The sequence below is a fragment of the Sulfitobacter sp. 1A13679 genome (assembly GCF_043557115.1).
In the GTDB taxonomy this organism is placed as follows: Bacteria; Pseudomonadota; Alphaproteobacteria; order Rhodobacterales; family Rhodobacteraceae; genus Sulfitobacter; species Sulfitobacter faviae.
Window position 1 is genome coordinate 1 of record NZ_JBIFFO010000035.1, and the last position, 14615, is coordinate 14615.

At 60.8% G+C, this 14615-nt stretch carries 18 protein-coding genes; 3 read left to right on the top strand and 15 right to left on the bottom strand.

The window, feature by feature from the left end; genetic code table 11:
• Positions 1-59 precede the first annotated feature (59 nt).
• From ACGYLA_RS18625 to ACGYLA_RS18695, 15 genes are all read right to left on the bottom strand, one after another.
• Positions 60-1463: a DEAD/DEAH box helicase gene (locus tag ACGYLA_RS18625; protein ID WP_394434463.1), complete on the bottom strand. Its 1404-nt coding sequence runs from the start codon at positions 1461-1463 to the stop codon at positions 60-62.
• A gap of 187 nt (positions 1464-1650) precedes the next feature.
• Positions 1651-2730: a type IV secretion system protein gene (locus ACGYLA_RS18630; protein WP_271423251.1), complete on the bottom strand. Its 1080-nt coding sequence runs from the start codon at positions 2728-2730 to the stop codon at positions 1651-1653.
• A 407-nt stretch (positions 2731-3137) separates the two neighbouring features.
• Positions 3138-3326 (bottom strand): hypothetical protein, encoded by a 189-nt coding sequence (locus tag ACGYLA_RS18635; protein WP_057821914.1) that lies wholly within the window; start codon positions 3324-3326, stop codon positions 3138-3140.
• Entirely contained in the window at positions 3323-4309 is a 987-nt protein-coding gene (locus ACGYLA_RS18640; RefSeq protein ID WP_295039539.1) for an ATPase, T2SS/T4P/T4SS family, read from the bottom strand. Before ACGYLA_RS18640 ends, ACGYLA_RS18635 begins: the two co-directional genes overlap by 4 nt.
• 4 nt (positions 4310-4313) lie before the next feature.
• Complete coding sequence (locus tag ACGYLA_RS18645; RefSeq protein ID WP_295039537.1) at positions 4314-5693, bottom strand: TrbI/VirB10 family protein; 1380 nt, start codon at positions 5691-5693, stop codon at positions 4314-4316.
• Positions 5690-6385, bottom strand: a complete 696-nt coding sequence (locus tag ACGYLA_RS18650) for a TrbG/VirB9 family P-type conjugative transfer protein (protein ID WP_394434467.1) — start codon at positions 6383-6385, stop codon at positions 5690-5692. The genes ACGYLA_RS18645 and ACGYLA_RS18650 overlap by 4 nt, the downstream gene beginning before the upstream one ends.
• A 2-nt stretch (positions 6386-6387) precedes the next feature.
• Entirely contained in the window at positions 6388-7044 is a 657-nt protein-coding gene (locus ACGYLA_RS18655; RefSeq protein ID WP_394434469.1) for a virB8 family protein, read from the bottom strand.
• A 111-nt stretch (positions 7045-7155) separates the two neighbouring features.
• Entirely contained in the window at positions 7156-7965 is an 810-nt protein-coding gene (locus ACGYLA_RS18660) for a type IV secretion system protein (protein ID WP_394434477.1), read from the bottom strand.
• Positions 7965-9053 (bottom strand): lytic transglycosylase domain-containing protein, encoded by a 1089-nt coding sequence (locus ACGYLA_RS18665; RefSeq protein ID WP_394434471.1) that lies wholly within the window; start codon positions 9051-9053, stop codon positions 7965-7967. The genes ACGYLA_RS18660 and ACGYLA_RS18665 overlap by 1 nt, the downstream gene beginning before the upstream one ends.
• 55 nt (positions 9054-9108) lie before the next feature.
• On the bottom strand, positions 9109-9276 hold the full coding sequence (locus ACGYLA_RS18670; RefSeq protein WP_394434473.1) for a hypothetical protein: 168 nt from the start codon (positions 9274-9276) through the stop codon (positions 9109-9111).
• Positions 9273-11648 (bottom strand): type IV secretion system protein B4, encoded by a 2376-nt coding sequence (locus ACGYLA_RS18675; RefSeq protein ID WP_394434475.1) that lies wholly within the window; start codon positions 11646-11648, stop codon positions 9273-9275. Before ACGYLA_RS18675 ends, ACGYLA_RS18670 begins: the two co-directional genes overlap by 4 nt.
• Positions 11638-11916: a type IV secretion system protein VirB3 gene (locus tag ACGYLA_RS18680; protein WP_043772477.1), complete on the bottom strand. Its 279-nt coding sequence runs from the start codon at positions 11914-11916 to the stop codon at positions 11638-11640. The genes ACGYLA_RS18675 and ACGYLA_RS18680 overlap by 11 nt, the downstream gene beginning before the upstream one ends.
• Positions 11909-12202 carry a TrbC/VirB2 family protein gene (locus tag ACGYLA_RS18685; RefSeq protein ID WP_009503803.1) on the bottom strand — a complete coding sequence of 98 codons (294 nt, stop codon included), beginning with the start codon at positions 12200-12202 and terminating at the stop codon, positions 11909-11911. Before ACGYLA_RS18685 ends, ACGYLA_RS18680 begins: the two co-directional genes overlap by 8 nt.
• The gene (locus ACGYLA_RS18690) at positions 12199-12813 is read right to left on the bottom strand and encodes a lytic transglycosylase domain-containing protein (RefSeq protein ID WP_394404494.1); all 615 of its coding nucleotides are present in this window, start codon (positions 12811-12813) and stop codon (positions 12199-12201) included. Before ACGYLA_RS18690 ends, ACGYLA_RS18685 begins: the two co-directional genes overlap by 4 nt.
• Before the next feature lie 43 nt (positions 12814-12856).
• The gene (locus ACGYLA_RS18695; RefSeq protein WP_043772484.1) at positions 12857-13210 is read right to left on the bottom strand and encodes a hypothetical protein; all 354 of its coding nucleotides are present in this window, start codon (positions 13208-13210) and stop codon (positions 12857-12859) included.
• A 209-nt stretch (positions 13211-13419) separates the two neighbouring features.
• Between ACGYLA_RS18695 and ACGYLA_RS18700 the strand changes: the two genes are divergently transcribed.
• The 3 genes from ACGYLA_RS18700 (at position 13420) to ACGYLA_RS18710 (ending at position 14450) form a co-directional block, all read left to right on the top strand.
• Entirely contained in the window at positions 13420-13671 is a 252-nt protein-coding gene (locus ACGYLA_RS18700) for a hypothetical protein (protein WP_394404497.1), read from the top strand.
• 124 nt (positions 13672-13795) lie between these two features.
• Complete coding sequence (locus ACGYLA_RS18705) at positions 13796-14053, top strand: multiprotein-bridging factor 1 family protein (RefSeq protein ID WP_394404495.1); 258 nt, start codon at positions 13796-13798, stop codon at positions 14051-14053.
• Between the two features lie 169 nt (positions 14054-14222).
• The gene (locus ACGYLA_RS18710; RefSeq protein ID WP_065323586.1) at positions 14223-14450 is read left to right on the top strand and encodes a hypothetical protein; all 228 of its coding nucleotides are present in this window, start codon (positions 14223-14225) and stop codon (positions 14448-14450) included.
• Positions 14451-14615: the final 165 nt, after the last annotated feature.

Here is a 14615-nt window from a genome sequence, read left to right on the forward strand (position 1 = left end):
TAAACCACGACGCATAACTGAGGGTGGGTCAAATCTCGGTGAAAATACCGGGTCAGTTCTCAGTGACAATCAACAGCTTGGCTCTTGAAGCGTCGAATTGCCCGTTCGCGAGCCGCCGGAGCGGATTCTCCGGTGACGACAAGTGCTTCGGTGCCGCGTGCGACCATGATGGCTGCCAGCATCCTAGCGTTGGCAACCGATGGGGCAAAGACAATGACGCGGCGATGGGATGACACGAGATGCTCGCACTCTGAAATTATCCTGAGGTTTCTTTGTGTGCTTTGACCTAGTCGCTCCAGAACGTCCCCCGGCACATCAATCGCCTGTGACAGGCCCTTCATGTCCTCTTGTGACAAGTCGAGTCCGGCCTGCACATTCAGAGTCCGGAAGTGCGGACGGGCAAGATAGCCTTCTTCCATCAGATATGTGACTGGGTCGGGGTGGCCTTCGATTTCCAACATTACCTTTTCACGACCGAAGAATTCGGAGAGCTCTTCGTCTTTGCTCAAATCATCCCAGGTTCGTCCGGGAGTGGCCGTAAGGCCAAGGAGACGCGTCGTCGCCCGTTTTGTTGCTAGGGCGTCAAGTACAGAGCGATATGTTGGAGCGATCGCTTGGTGTGCCTCGTCGATGATGACCAAAGATACTCGGTCAGCCAAAGTGAGCAATTCACTCACCGAGTTCTTTTCCAATGCTGACATTTTACCTAAGCCAGCGACAACTAGCCCGTCCTTGGCGTTGGCAAGATCGACACGCTTGTTTCCCCAAAGCCGCCAAAGCCCGACATCCCTGTTGCCAAGGAAGCGCCACGACTTCTGAAACTCATCTGCGGCTTGATCGAGAAGCTCTATGTTCTGGGCGAGCCATACGACCAGTGTCGGCTCACTGGCGCTCAGGTGGGATGCGACAAGGTGCATTGCGGTACGTGTTTTTCCCGCGCCTGTTGGCATGTGCAGGACACCACGGTGGGGGCCCTCGAAGAGCATCCGTTCAGTGCGCCTTGCCGCCACTCGCTGATGCTCAAAGAGCCCATAGCCGACGGGCGAGCGATCATTTCCTGGTAGCTGCGCCCCTGGGGCAGTCGGGTCATCGATGACCCCAAAAAAGGAAAGCAATGCTGGGAAGTTCTCTTCGTCCGACGCGAGCTTCAGTGCATCATCGAAAGGGTTTCGCCCGGCTGGAGTCCCGAGTTTTGTGCAAAGCTCGCGCGCCTTCTTCAGCGGCATCAGAGAAATCACGGAGTCCCGCAACGTATCGTTCTGCAGCGTCTCGGTAGGATCCAGCATGTTCACTGCCAACGCAGTCAATTTCTCAGAAGTGCTGAAACCCGGTTCTAACCCATCCAGAATGTCGAGCATTTCGTCAGGAAGAAGCGCCTTTACCCTCCCGGGCTTCGCAAGCATTAGAAGTTTGGAAAATGCAAGGCCCGGCGAATCCAAATCAATGTCTGTATCGGATGACATGGCCTGCTCGCTGCCCTCTCAATCGTTCTGGAACAATTGCTGGCAGGTTACGGTGGTTCTGAATAACGCGCCACCTTGAAAGCAGAATTTGCTTCCGTTTCGTCATAGAACGCTTGTTGCGAAGGATTAGCATGCTCTCGATCAAGACGGTTGGGTGCGTGAAACAAGTCGGTAGACTAGACAATCCTTACCGTCTGCCTAATCTCCCCAACCTAGAAAGCTGTGCCAGCATCCGAGCGCCAGTTCCGGTCCCGTCGCCGGCAGGAGATGCAGTTGGCCCACCCGCTGTGTTGGGCCGGCTTGGCAACGCTTGCACACCGAAGAATTGTCGCGCTCGAAGGGCTGCGTATTCAGCCCCGGTTGCACCCCCGATGGCGTAACGGTTGTAAACCTGTTGGCTACCTGCCAGCCCTCTGGCGAACGCATAGCTCCCCCCGAACCCTGCCGAAAGTGCCGGCATCATGATGTTGCCGGAAATTGCCCGAACCAAAAAGGGCGTTGCAATGATGAAGCCTTTTGCCATCAGCACCATCATGAAAAATGGGATAAGGGCCCCTATGTTCGAGGCTCCCTCCGGGTCGCCCAGTTCGGCAAGAAGAGCCCGAGAAACCCCCGTGATCGTCGCGAACACGCCAGCGACGACGATCGGATACATCGCAAAGGATATGAGTGCCGAAAGCCAGCGCGCGAAGTAGTCCTTGGTCACCTCGAAAAGGGTCAGGAAGATCATGACCGGCGCAATGCCGATTAGAAGAGCGATCATGAGCCGTGACGCCACAACAATGAACGCTGCCAACCCGCCCAAAATTGAGAGCAGTAGCACGCCGAGCGTGTCCAGCAAGGCACCGGCCATCCAGTTTAGCTCAGATCCCGCCGCGTTCAGATAGTCCCCGAGGGCTGCGATCAGTTCGTCGAATTCCTCTGCAAAGGTACCGGACGGACCTGGTGATCCGCCGCCGACAGAGGCCACAAGGGCCCCGGCAATGCTGTCGATCCCATTCAGTATCGCTGAGGCAAGCGCATTGAACTGGACCCAATTGGCCGCGAAGACTCCTATCAGCCCGACCTTCACGGCCAGCCAAAAGGCAGTTCGGCCGTCCATGGCGCGATACTGGTAGATCATGTTGATGAAAACCAGAATGACAACCAGTGTTGTGCCCAGAACCAGCAACGTGCCCACCGTTGCTGCGACCGCGCCGAATTGCGTCTCGGCAGCGGTATTGAGATAGCCTTCGGCCGTTTCCACGAAGTAGGTGACGACACTCATGGATCCCTACCAGTTTCCAGCGGCTTCGCAGATTGGCATGGCTTTGCGTCGAAGCTCATTTGCTTGGCGCCGGTATTGGGACGTCGCTTCCACGATGTCCCAGTATTCGGACGAGGCGAAACGCTCAACGTATACGCGTTCGGCTGCTGCCCAAGATGGATACCGCGTGGGACATTCACAGCTTTGGGCTTCAACGATGCGTTGCATACTCTGCGCCCGATAGATTTGTTGGATCAGGAGCCGTTTGTGGGACTCGCGTACATCGATGTCTTGCATCCACTGTGGCTCGGGAGGCTGGTCTGGGCAGACATCCGGCTGATTGTCGAGCGTTGGGACCAGGTTCCGCTCGGCCACGCCAGCGGTTGGGCAGAGAGCGACGAGCAGGCCTGCCGTTGCAACGACCCGCATCATTCTGAAGCCGCCTTCGTCGCAACAGTTTCACGCTTCAAGAACGTGGTGTAGCCGTAGTCACCCGCTTCGGCGGTGATGACTTCCCACCCCTCCGCGCCGCGCTCATTCAAGGCGCTTCGCATCGCGTCGTAGTCCTTTTGTTTTTTCACCTCAAAGAACAGGATATCGTATTCAAAGGTCTTCATGAGGAAGTTCCAATCTCAGTTGCGCCGGGGAGGTAGAATTCCGTGATACCGCGCTTGCCGTCGTGGCGACCGGCCTGGATGATCACGTCGATGGAGTTCTCGATGTACTGGATCATGTCGGCATAGGTCATTGGGATCTCTGTCTTCAGTGCTGCGATCGCAAGCCGCTGCACGGCCAATTGCGGGGTTTCGGCATGCAGCGTGGTCATCGAGCCGCCATGGCCGGTGTTGATGGCTTCCAGAAAGGTCATGGCCTCCTTGCCGCGGACCTCGCCCAGGATGATCCGGTCGGGGCGCATGCGCAGCGTGGCGGTGAGAAGCACATCGGCGGTCTGGAATTCCGCGTCGCGATTGGCGATGAGGGTCACGGCATTTGGCTGGGTCGGCAGAAGCTCGGCGGCTTCTTCGATGGTGACGATGCGTTCCTCGGACGGCACGTGAGAAAGGATCTTGCGCGCGGCTACGGTCTTGCCGGTGGAGGTGCCGCCCGAGACGATCATGTTGAGTTTGTTCTCGACGCAGAAGGCGAGCGCATCATCGATCAAACCCGCGGCCACCACTGCGCGCAAGGCACGCTTTTTTTCCACGCGCAGGTCTTCGAGCTTGCGCTCTTTTCCGTAGAGGAAATCGAGTGCGATGCCCTCGAGTGGCAGGCTCGAGAAGAACCGCAGGCTGATCGACATGGCCGAGAGCACGGCGGGCGGGGTGATGACCTGCGCCCTGATCGGTCGACCCTTGTAGGTGATCGAGACCGAGACGATGGGGCGGTCCTTGCTCATCGTGGTATTGGCCGAGGAGGCGATCTGGTTGCCGAGGTCCCTGACCTGAACGCCGGTCAGCCTCTGGTCCAGCGCGCGCATGAAGTGATCGCCCTGGAATTCGCCCCAGCAGGTGCCATCAGGGTTGATGCAGATCTCGATGACATCGTCGCGAGCGGCGGCGTCGATCCGGTCGAGCGAGGTTTCGAGATAGCTCAGCGACATGGGCTCAGAATATCTCCAGATCGCGATCGACCATGACCGTGACGCGGGCGCCCTGGTCGACATAGATGACGGGGCCGATGGAGAGGTAATCGCCTATGACGCTATCCGTGGCATCTGCCAGATCATCGCCAACGTCTTCGAGAGCGTCGGCGCCAGTCTCATCCTGGACCTCGGAGGCGGCGGCACTGGGTGCGGCGGAAATCAGCGAGATCAGGGCGGCCGACCCGAAACGCTCGGCAAAGCGCGTGTCTATGAGGCCGGTGACGCCAGAACGGCCCAGTTCATCACCTCCGAAGGAGCTGATCTGGACGGTTTGGCCCGCGGGCAGGATGATCCGGTCCCAGGCGATCGTGACGCGGCGCTGCGCGATATCGACGCCAGCGCGGTAGCGCCCGATGAGACGCGATCCGCGGGGGATCAAGAGGCGCGCGCCATCGACGCTGTAGACATCCTCGGACACCACGGCACGGGTCTGGCCGGGCAGGGAGCTGTCGAGGGCGGTTTCCATGACGGCCTGGATCATGGTGCCCTGGATGATGGTGTTGGAGGGATTGGCGATCACCTCGGCCTGCGTCACGGTGGAGGGCAACGCACCGTTCAGCACGAAATCCGTCACTTCCCCAAAAGTCCGCTCGGTCAAGGCCGTCTCATTCGCGCCCGAGGTGCCGCCAAAGGCGATGGTTGGCGAGGTAATGCGGCGCTCCTGAAACGCACGCTCCTCTTCTGCGCGGCGTTCAAGTTCCGCGAGCCGTCTTGCTTCTTCCTCGCGCCGGAGCCGCTCTTCTTCCCGCGCGCGTAACTCGTCCTCGGTGGGCCCGATGGGTGCCGGAAGGGGCCGGTTGGCCTCAAGCTGCGCGAGCTCAAGGTCCATGCGGAGTTGCTCCAGTTCGCGGTCGCGCGCCGTGAGCTCATCGCGAAACTGCTGTTGCGCGGTTTCCGACGCGGCTTGCAGGGCCGCGATCTGCGCGGTCAGCGCGTCAATCGCCTCTGCGGCAGCGGTGTCTTCCTCGACCACGGGTTCAGGTGCGTTGCGCAATTCCTCGATCTGGGCCTGTAGGGCGGCGAGCTGCGCCAGAAGCTCGGCATTGGGCTCGACGGGCTCGGGCGCGACCAGAACCACTTCGGGCTCGGGTGGAGGTAGGGTTTCGATGGCGCCGAAGCCGTCGCCCTCGTTCTGGAACACGTCCGGCGTGGCCGTGGGCAGGGCTTCCTCTTCCTCGGGTTGGGACATGAAATAGAGCAGTAAACCGCCCGCGCCGATCACGAGGACAACGACCAGTGCGAGCAGCGGTGAACGTCGCGGGGCAGGGGGCGAACCTGAGCCTTTGCCTTGCTCGAGGGCGGCGAGACGTTTCTCGAGGTCCGCGTTTCCGGTGTCGCTCATGATCCTACCCCCGCAGGCGGTGTTGCCTCGATACAGACAACCTCTTCCCCGATCCTCAACACCCATTGCCTGTTCACCCCGGAGACCCGGATCACTCCGTCCTCGGTGGCTTGTGTGTTGACCGTGCGCTCGCGGCCGCCCGCGTAGCGGAAGATCGCGGGCACAGGCGCGTTTCTTGGAAAGGCGAAATACGTGAACGTCCCGTCATCCCAGATGCGGGTTGGCGTGAACTCGGTCCGCGCGCTGGCACCGTAATTGTAGTTTGGTGCTTGGGCGGCGATGGCCCGGGTCGGGCGCGCATCGTCCTCGGGGTAGCGGAACTGCACCACGTAGAAGGTCGGGCTGCGGACCTCCTCGACGTTGAAGTAGTAGCTCCGGCGGTTCGTATAGACTGTCACATTGGTATGCACCCCGCGCGCCACAGGCTTGATCGCGAAGGCCTGACCGCCCGGGACGCCGTCGATCTCAAACCCTTCCGTGTCGCCCGCGATGATCGAGCGGATGCTTTCGCCCTCGCCGAACTCGATGGTGGTCACATGGGTGAGCGACACGCTGAGACGGTAAACCTGACCCTCCTGGTAGGTGGCCAAGCGCACCCGGCTGTCGTTGGGACCGCCACGCGGGATGGCTTCGGCAGAGGCGAGACCGGGCAACAGGGCAATGACAAAAATAAGCGATCTTATAAACAACAACGTCAGTTCTCCAATCTGTCGGAGCGGATGGAATATTCGAGGACGGTGAAGCCGAATGGATTGGTCCAGACCTCGTCGATGGAGCGGCGGGTCTCCGGGCGGAACTCGAAGAGAAGCGTCGCAGTGAAGAGGCCGGTTTGGGTGCCGTTGATGGAGGTCAGACGCTTGCGCAGGCGCACCGTGGCGCGGTTGGTGCCGATCCGGTTGATGCTGAGGATTTCCACGTCGAGCCGGGCATTGGGGCCATAGATGGTCGGCGGATAGTTTTCATTTGCGCTGTTCCAGATCTGGCGCAGCCCGCTCTCGGCAGCCCCGTCAGAGCGGCGCAGGACGCTGCGGATGCGCAGGTCGTTGTCGAGCTGGTTGTAGACCTCGCGGTCGGTCACATAGCGGAACACTTCCGCCTCGATGATCGCCTGGTTGGCGGTCACCGAGGAAGCGCCCACCGAGGCTTCGGGGAGTGCAAAGCCGGTGGCGGGATCATAGGGGACAACGACGGGAGGCGGATCGACATCGAGGATCGAGACAGCTGCCGCGCTCAGACAGCCGATGATGCCGAAGACAAGGCCTATCAGGCCAAGACGCTGCCAAAGCCGTTCACGGCGCAGGGCACCGTAGACCAGTTCTTCCTCGATGATTTCTTGTTCAGTCGCCACCATTCATGCCCCCGCTCGGCGTTTCGAAATGAGTTGAAGCGGTTCTTCGCTGCCTCTCGCTGCGCTCGAACGCGAAAACCGATATTTGTTTTTGGGGATCAATTTCGAAACGTCTTAGTCTGCCCGGAGGTCCGGCAAGGTGAAATCCATGAAGCGCTGCTCTTCCGCGATGGTGGCGGCATCGATCACGCCGCCGGTGCCGTCGCCCACGGTCTGCACCGCTTCGAGTTGCCACATTGCGACCAGCGCAATGGCGAGCTCCGCGGTCACGCGCGTGTTGAGATCGATGCTTTCCTTGAGTTCGTCCATGTCGTCGATGAGCCCGACAAGGCGGTCTACCCGCTCGAGCGATTGGCCGGCGTCCTCATAGCTGTTCTGGGCCGCCGCCGAGACGAGCGCACCGGTGGTGGCCTGCGTCGCCACGCGGTTGGCGCCGGGATTGCCGCTCGCGGCCATTTCCGAGAGGGTGTCCTCGTCAAAGCCGAGGTCGGCCAGCACCCGGTCCATCTGGGTTTCGATTTCGCCTGCGCCAGAGCCGGACAGGCCGGAGAAATCCCCAGTCTTGATCGCCTCAATCGTGGCGAGGATGTCCCCGAACTCCTGGTCGAGCAGGCCATTGAGTTCGTCTTCCATCTCGGTGCGAATGATTTCTGGAAGCTCGGCAAGGCGGGTGAGGGCCTCGTAGGTGCGCTGCAGCTCGGCAAGTTGATCCGTGAGAAGGCCGAGCTGTTCGCGGAGCTGCGTCAGCTGCTCGTTTTGCAGAATCTCGTCCTCGATCATCTGCCGGAGCTGCTGGATGTTTTGCGCGATGTTCTGGGTATCGACGACGGGCACGCCTTGTGCTGCGACAGGGGGTAGGGCGCTGAACTGCAAGCCAATGCCAAGCGTTGTGACCAAAGCTGTCCTCAAGAGCAGATGTCCCATCATTCAATCTCCCTGATCGTAAAGTCCATGAACGCGCCCTCTGCCATGCGGGCGCTGGCCTGGGCCAGCTCCTCGGCAGAGAGGACTCGGGTGCGTGCAGCCTGAAGCCGGATGCGTGCAGCGACGAGGCGCACGAGTTCGGCGCGGGCATAGGTGTTAAGCGCGACGCTCTCCTGCACGTCCTCGGTTTCGGAAATCCGCTCGACGATGTCCGCAATACGCAAGGCGGCCTGCCTAATCGCCGCTGGGGAATTGTTGCCATAGAAGGCCGCGCCGTGCCCGGTGATTGAGAGGTTGGCATTGGCCAGAAGCGCGGGGTCGATCGTGCCAAGCGCTTCGATCCCGCCGATACGGGTCAAATAGAGGTTATAGCGTTCGGGGATCACCTGGACGTAGTGCTGGGTCTCGCGGAAGGGCGGCACGCCGCCATACTCGAAAACCCGGCCTGGTCCGGCGTTATAGGCCGCGAGCGCGTTGATGATATTGCCATCGAATGTGTTGAGCTGGGTCGCGAGATAGCGCGCGCCGCCATGTACCTGCAGGTAAGGGCTGTCATAGTATTCCGGGTTAATGCCCAGATCGCTGGCGGTGCCCGGCATGATCTGGGTGAGACCATAGGCGCCGACGGGAGACCGTGCCCCAATGGTGAAACGGCTTTCCTGCCAGATGAGCGCTTGCAGCAGCGCGCGCCACTGGACGGGGGAGAGCCCTGCGCGGCCAACTCCCGCAAAGCCGCTGGTTTCCTGGGCGACGCGGATGATGAGCTGCTCGATGTTCTCGGCGGCGTCGCCGAACATCTGCGCACCGCCGGGATTGGGATCTATCTCGCCCGTGCCATAGACCGCTGCCACCGAGCGGTCGGGATCCCCGCTGCCGCTTTCCAGCCCCGAGACCATAGCCGGCAAGCCCTGACCGCCGAAGCTGGTTTGGGCATCGAGGATGCGTTGCAGGGTTTCCAGTTGCTCGCGTTCGATCTCGGCAATGAGCTCGCGTACGGCGAGCTTATCGGCCTGCAGGGCCAAGTCGGCCTCGCGATCGCCTGTTTCGACGATATCACGCGCGGTCAGCCCACTGTCATTGGTCGGCACACCTTGGGATAAGGCGGCGCCAGGCAGCAGGCAAAGGGCCAGGATATGAGGCAGGCTAGACTTCAATGTCGCGATCCGGGGTGCCAAGGGGCGTGAAAGTGCAATCCGGAGCAATGGGTGTTGTCGAGGCCAAGAACGTGAAGCAATTGGCCTGCGGTTCCTGATACTGGGCGCAGGAGGCCAAAGCGCCGAGCGCGGTGAGGAGCAACAAAATGCGAATCATGAGAGTCTCCAGAAGTCTGGGCGGTCGCGGTAATCGGAGCCGACGAGCGCCTCGCCTTTCTCCATGCCGCCGAGGATGGTGAGATTGGGCCCGAGAGCACTGAGATCGGCATCGACCACGATCGAGCCCTGATCGTCGCGGATCAGCGCCAAACGGCTGTTGCTGCCCGTGTTGAGAAGGACGTCGAGCTCCTTCTCCGTTAGGTTCAGCATGGCGTAATCCGCAGGCTGCGCGCGGATATTGGGTAGCAGGATCTGCGTCGGCACCGCCTCGATGATGGTCTTGCCGGTCCGGGTGCGCTCGAGCTGGCTCGCGTATTGCGTCATCATCACCGCGACGGTGTTCTGCTTGCGCGCGGTCACCAGCCAGTTCGACAGCCGCTCGGCGAAATACGCGTTATCGAGGGCCTTCCAGGCCTCGTCGATCACGATGATGGTGGGGCGGCGATCCTCGATCTCGCGTTCGACCCGGCGGAAAAGATAGGACAGGACCGCCATCCGTTCCTTGTCGGCCTCGCTGTCGAGAATGCCGGTCAGATCGAAGCCCACGACATCGCCCCTGAGCGAGAAGGTGTCCTCGAGGCTCTGCCCGAAGATCCAGCCATAGCGACCGTCTTCGGTCCACTCGAGCAGGCGCTGGTGCAGATCGCCGCCATCATCGGTGGACACAAAAAGCGACGCGAAATCCCGCCAGTTCCGCAGGGCCGGATCGGAGGCCTGGGAATTCTGGCGCACGACCTCCTGGATGCGGTTGGTCTGCGCCGGGGTCAGCGGCTTGTCGGCGCGGTAGAGCAGGGTGGCAAGCCAGTCCGAAAGCCAGGCGGTGCCGCGGGCATCGGTCTCGGTCCAGAGCGGGTTGAGGCCCGTGGGCTGACCGGCGTTCAGGGACGCGTAGCGCCCGCCATTCGCGCGGACCGCCATCTCCATACCAAGACGGTAATCGAAGACGAAGATCCGCGCCCCTGCTCGACGGGCTTGTGTCATCAGGAAGGCGGACAGCACAGACTTACCTGACCCGGGCCGTCCCATGATCAGGGTATGGCCGCTTGTCGATTCTTTGTCGGGCGAGCCTTGCTCGTGATAGGAAAACCGATAGGCGCTCTGCTCCGGCGTGGGCAAATAAGTGACGACCCGGCCCCATGGGGTTTTCGCGGCGGGTTTGCCGAGCTGTGTCCGATGGAAGGCTGCGAAATCAGCGAAGTTGCGGTTGGTGACGGCGCTGGCACGCACGCGCTTTGGCTGGTTGCCGGGGTGCTGGCTGAGGTAATGCGCCTTGGCCGCGACCCGCTCGCCGATCATCTTCACGCCCTCGGTCGCGGCGGCGTTCACGATCTCGGCGCTGAGCGTCTGCAGCTCGTCCAGCGTATCGCAGAAGAGCGTCACGACCATGTGGTGTTCGCCGAAGCTTTGGCGCTTGGCCTCGAGATCATCGGCCGCGATGTCGAGTGCTTCCAGGAGCGAGAGGGCCGCGTCTTGGCTGGCCTGCATCTGCCGCTTTTGTCGTTTGATGCGGCCCGCCATGAGGTTCGAATTGATCGGTGTGAAGGAATGGGTGACGATCATGTCGACCGGCAGGTTCAGCATGTCGAACATGGTGCAGGAGGTGGCCTCAGCATATTCCCCGATGGTGAAACTCTTGCCGTAGCGATGGCCCACGACGCCCTCGGAAAGCTCGAAATGATCGCCGTGGAACGTCACCCGGGTATTCGCGACGTTGAAGGACAGAAAGCCGTAGGTGTTGGCCGGGTAGAGCGGCAGCTCGGTGCCTGTGTTAAGCGCGCCCAGAAACCCCAGCAGCTCGCCTGATGCGGCCGAGAGGAGCCGCGGCTTGAGCTCGGTGAGGCCCGAGAGGAAGACGTTCACGGCCTCACCGAGGCGCTGCAGGCGTTTGCGGGTCTCCTCCTTCAGTCGGTCCGGCGCGCTGCGGCTCAGGAACGGCAGGAGGCTTTTCGGGGGCGGGCGGTGAATGACGGTGAGCGTCAGTGTTTTGTCGCGGAGCCCGCTGGTCTCGAGTTTCGCGCGCCAGCGCCGGTCGACCTCGCCTGCGAAGCTGTCCTCACGAATTGGGTCCAGATCCGGTGTGATGGCCTTGGAGACCTTGTGGACGTAATAGCTGAATTCCGGCCCGAGCTGCGCGACGATGCGGGCAAAGAGCGCCGTCACCTTGTCGAGATAGGCATCGTCCGTCGTGTAGCTGTTGATCCCCTCGAGCCGGATGCAGCGGAAGAGCTCATTGACCCGGGTCCGCACGGTCTGGTCGTCGACGAGGCTCACATAGGGCAGCATATGCGCGAGGCGGGTCTCGCGCGCATACCAGTCTGGCGTCATTGTGCGGGCATCGAGCGCAGCATCACGGGCGTCATCACGGGGCATAGCTGTCCCCGCCATGGATGGACCTGTTGCGCGTGGGCGGTGTCTCCTGCAGGGCCGTCATCATCACGTCGATGAAACGCGGGTCCCAATCCGCGGCCTTCCACAGCACCGGATAAAGAAGGGCGGCCACGCCCAGCACCCCGATGTGCTGGACCCAGACGAACAAGAGCACCGAACCGAAGAGCCAGACCATCGCATACATGATGGGCAGGCCCAGAAGCTTCGGCGGGCGCACGAGGCCGAGAAAGAGAGGCGCGCGCTCAGCCACCGGCAAAGACCGCGGCAACGATGGTGGGGGCGGCGGCAACACCAGCGATGCCCACGAGGACCCAGAGCGCCTGGCGCAGATCGATGATGTTGAAGAACCAGCTGAGAAAGACCCCGAGAACGGCAAGCGTCGCGATGACAACGCCAAGTGGGCCGGTCAGCGCATCGACGATGCCCTGTAACAGGCTCTGGATCGGGGAGAGATCAATGCTCTGGGCGAGGGCGGGTTCGGCAATCAGCAGGAATAGCGCCAGCGAGGCGACAAAGAGGTTTGAAATCTGTTTCATGAATTTGATCCTTCCAATCGGGCCACGACGGCCATGACGCGGGCCACGTGGTTCTGGGTTTCTCGGTAAGGGGGAATGCCACCGTGTTGGCGCACGGCGTCCGGCCCCGCGTTGTAGGCCGCCAGCGCCAGATGCGGATCGCCGAACGTCTCCAGCATCATCGCGAGGTAGCGGGCGGAGCCGTCGAGGTTCTGCAGCGGATCACGCGGGTCGACGCCCAGATCACGCGCCGTCGCTGGCATCAGCTGACCAAGGCCAATGGCGCCCGCATGTGAGATCGCATCCTGCCGATAGGCGCTCTCAACCTCGATATTCGCCCGATAGAGAGCCAGCCAATCCGTCACGGAAAGCCCCGCGCGACGCAGGCCGGGATGGCCGGCATAGCGCAAGGCCGTGGTCTGAATCCCGGAGAGGACATCGGCGCGGGGCAGGGGAGTCGGGCGGGCAAGGGCCGCGACTTGGACGCCCTCTTGCTCGGCCTCTACCTCGCCGAAGATCGCGATCCCATCGGAGGCCGAACCCTGACCAATCCCGTCATTGTAGTTTCGAGCAAAGCTGCTTTGGGAGCGGGACGGGATCAGGGAGCCGTCGCTCTCCATGACCAGGACCATTTGAGCTGAGGCAGGTGCTGCGACCAGCCAGAGACAGACGAGGTTAGCTGCCAGCGTCCTTGTCTGATTGGGCGAGCTTGTGGCTCCGGCTTGTCCCCGCTTCAAGCGGCAGGTCGACATGCGCAAAGCCAAGGCCAATGAAGAATGACACCACGCCGGAGATCGTCTTGAACTCGCGGATCTTGATATCGTTGTAGGTCGTCCGCGTGCGGGCGGTGACGAGGAGCTTTTCCACCCCGTCATCAGAGACAACGCGCATGATCCAGACCCCGTAATAGCTGGGGCCTTTCTTATGTGCCGACTCCTGGCACAGGATTTCTGCGCTATAGCCGCTTTCCACGAGCTCGCGGAACCTGGCTTCCGTAACCACATTTGGTGCTTCGATGTCCCAGTTCATGGCCCGGCTCACGCTTTCTCCAATGGCGCGACCCCAGGCATTCCCACTTGAAGCCCAGAGTTACGATAGTATATTATCAACCGCAAGATGTAATATCGTGCTTTTGCTGTAGTTTGGTTCACGGACACTAGTCACGGCATATGTCCGCGATCAAGGAGATAACGGACTTGCAAAACCTCAGGTTGAAAGGTCTGCGCTTATTGCAGACAATGGTCCTTCTGATCTGCGTTCCCGGGCCGGTTTTGGCGGAATCCTGCTTTGCGCCATCCCGTCCTTTCCTGCCAAGCGATTCGCAGGCCGCGCGGGACTATGCGGACATCATCCGCGGCGACTTCGAAGATTACATTCAGGATATCCAGAGATACTTCCGTTGCCTCGACGGTGAACGGGCCCGCGCGTTCGAGGAAGCGAGGGAGGTCAGTGAGGACTACGGCCGATTTCTACAATTGGTAGGGGATTGATGGGCAACCTCGGGAGTATCAGACTTGCAGCCCATGGAAACCAGACGCCGACAACACCCTCATATATCTACTTTTTAGATAACAGATTTCATCCGCTAGCGACGTCACAAAAGGTATGTGACGCGTGGCAAAAACAATCAGAACAAATGGCCAGTTGGCGCTCGTCCGTGCGTTGGTTGATGCACGTCAAAATGCGGGTCTTAGCCAGCAGCAGTTGGCGGCGAAGCTCAAACGCCACCAGTCATTTGTCGCACGTCTCGAAAGTGGCGAGCGTCGTATCGACGTCGTGGAGTTTACAGTTCTGGCGAGGGTCATTGGCTTTGACAAAGATGAAGTCCTGTCGATTGTCGACGCCGCCACGGAGCCCGACCACAGGATTTGAACCAAATGAATTGTTGAGAACACGGGAACCCATTTTCCCGGTCCGATGATCATTCCCTCATCGAGGACCAGTTAGCCAACATCAAAGAAGCCCGGCGCGCGGTCGTAGTGAACGCTCTGCAACCCCACGCCGCAATTCGCAGCGCCACAGTGCAGGAAGTCAGTAAACAGTGAACGATGATAGGGGTGAGGGCGTCGCGATCGCCAATCTGATCGGGACCGATGGGTGCAGTGTTGTTGGCTGGGTTTATCGGTGGAGTACAGGCTCACATGCGGTGATGTGGGACGTCCAAGGGCCCCAACCGGTATCGGAAACCCGGCCGGATATAAGTGACGAACAGAAGCAAGAAATCGACTTCGATGCGCTCATGCGGATTCGAAAAAGTGACAGTGGATAGAATTCTCAGGCAGCCGCCAGTTCATATTGATGGAAAGGGTCTGCGAGCGTACCGGTCATTGAAGCAGATGGCAGCGAAGGTCTCGAAGGAGCCCAAAGTTCCGGACTCGCTGCGCAGTGGCGAATGTCGGTTTCCGGTTCGCACGTCAGCTTTTCCGCCAGATCA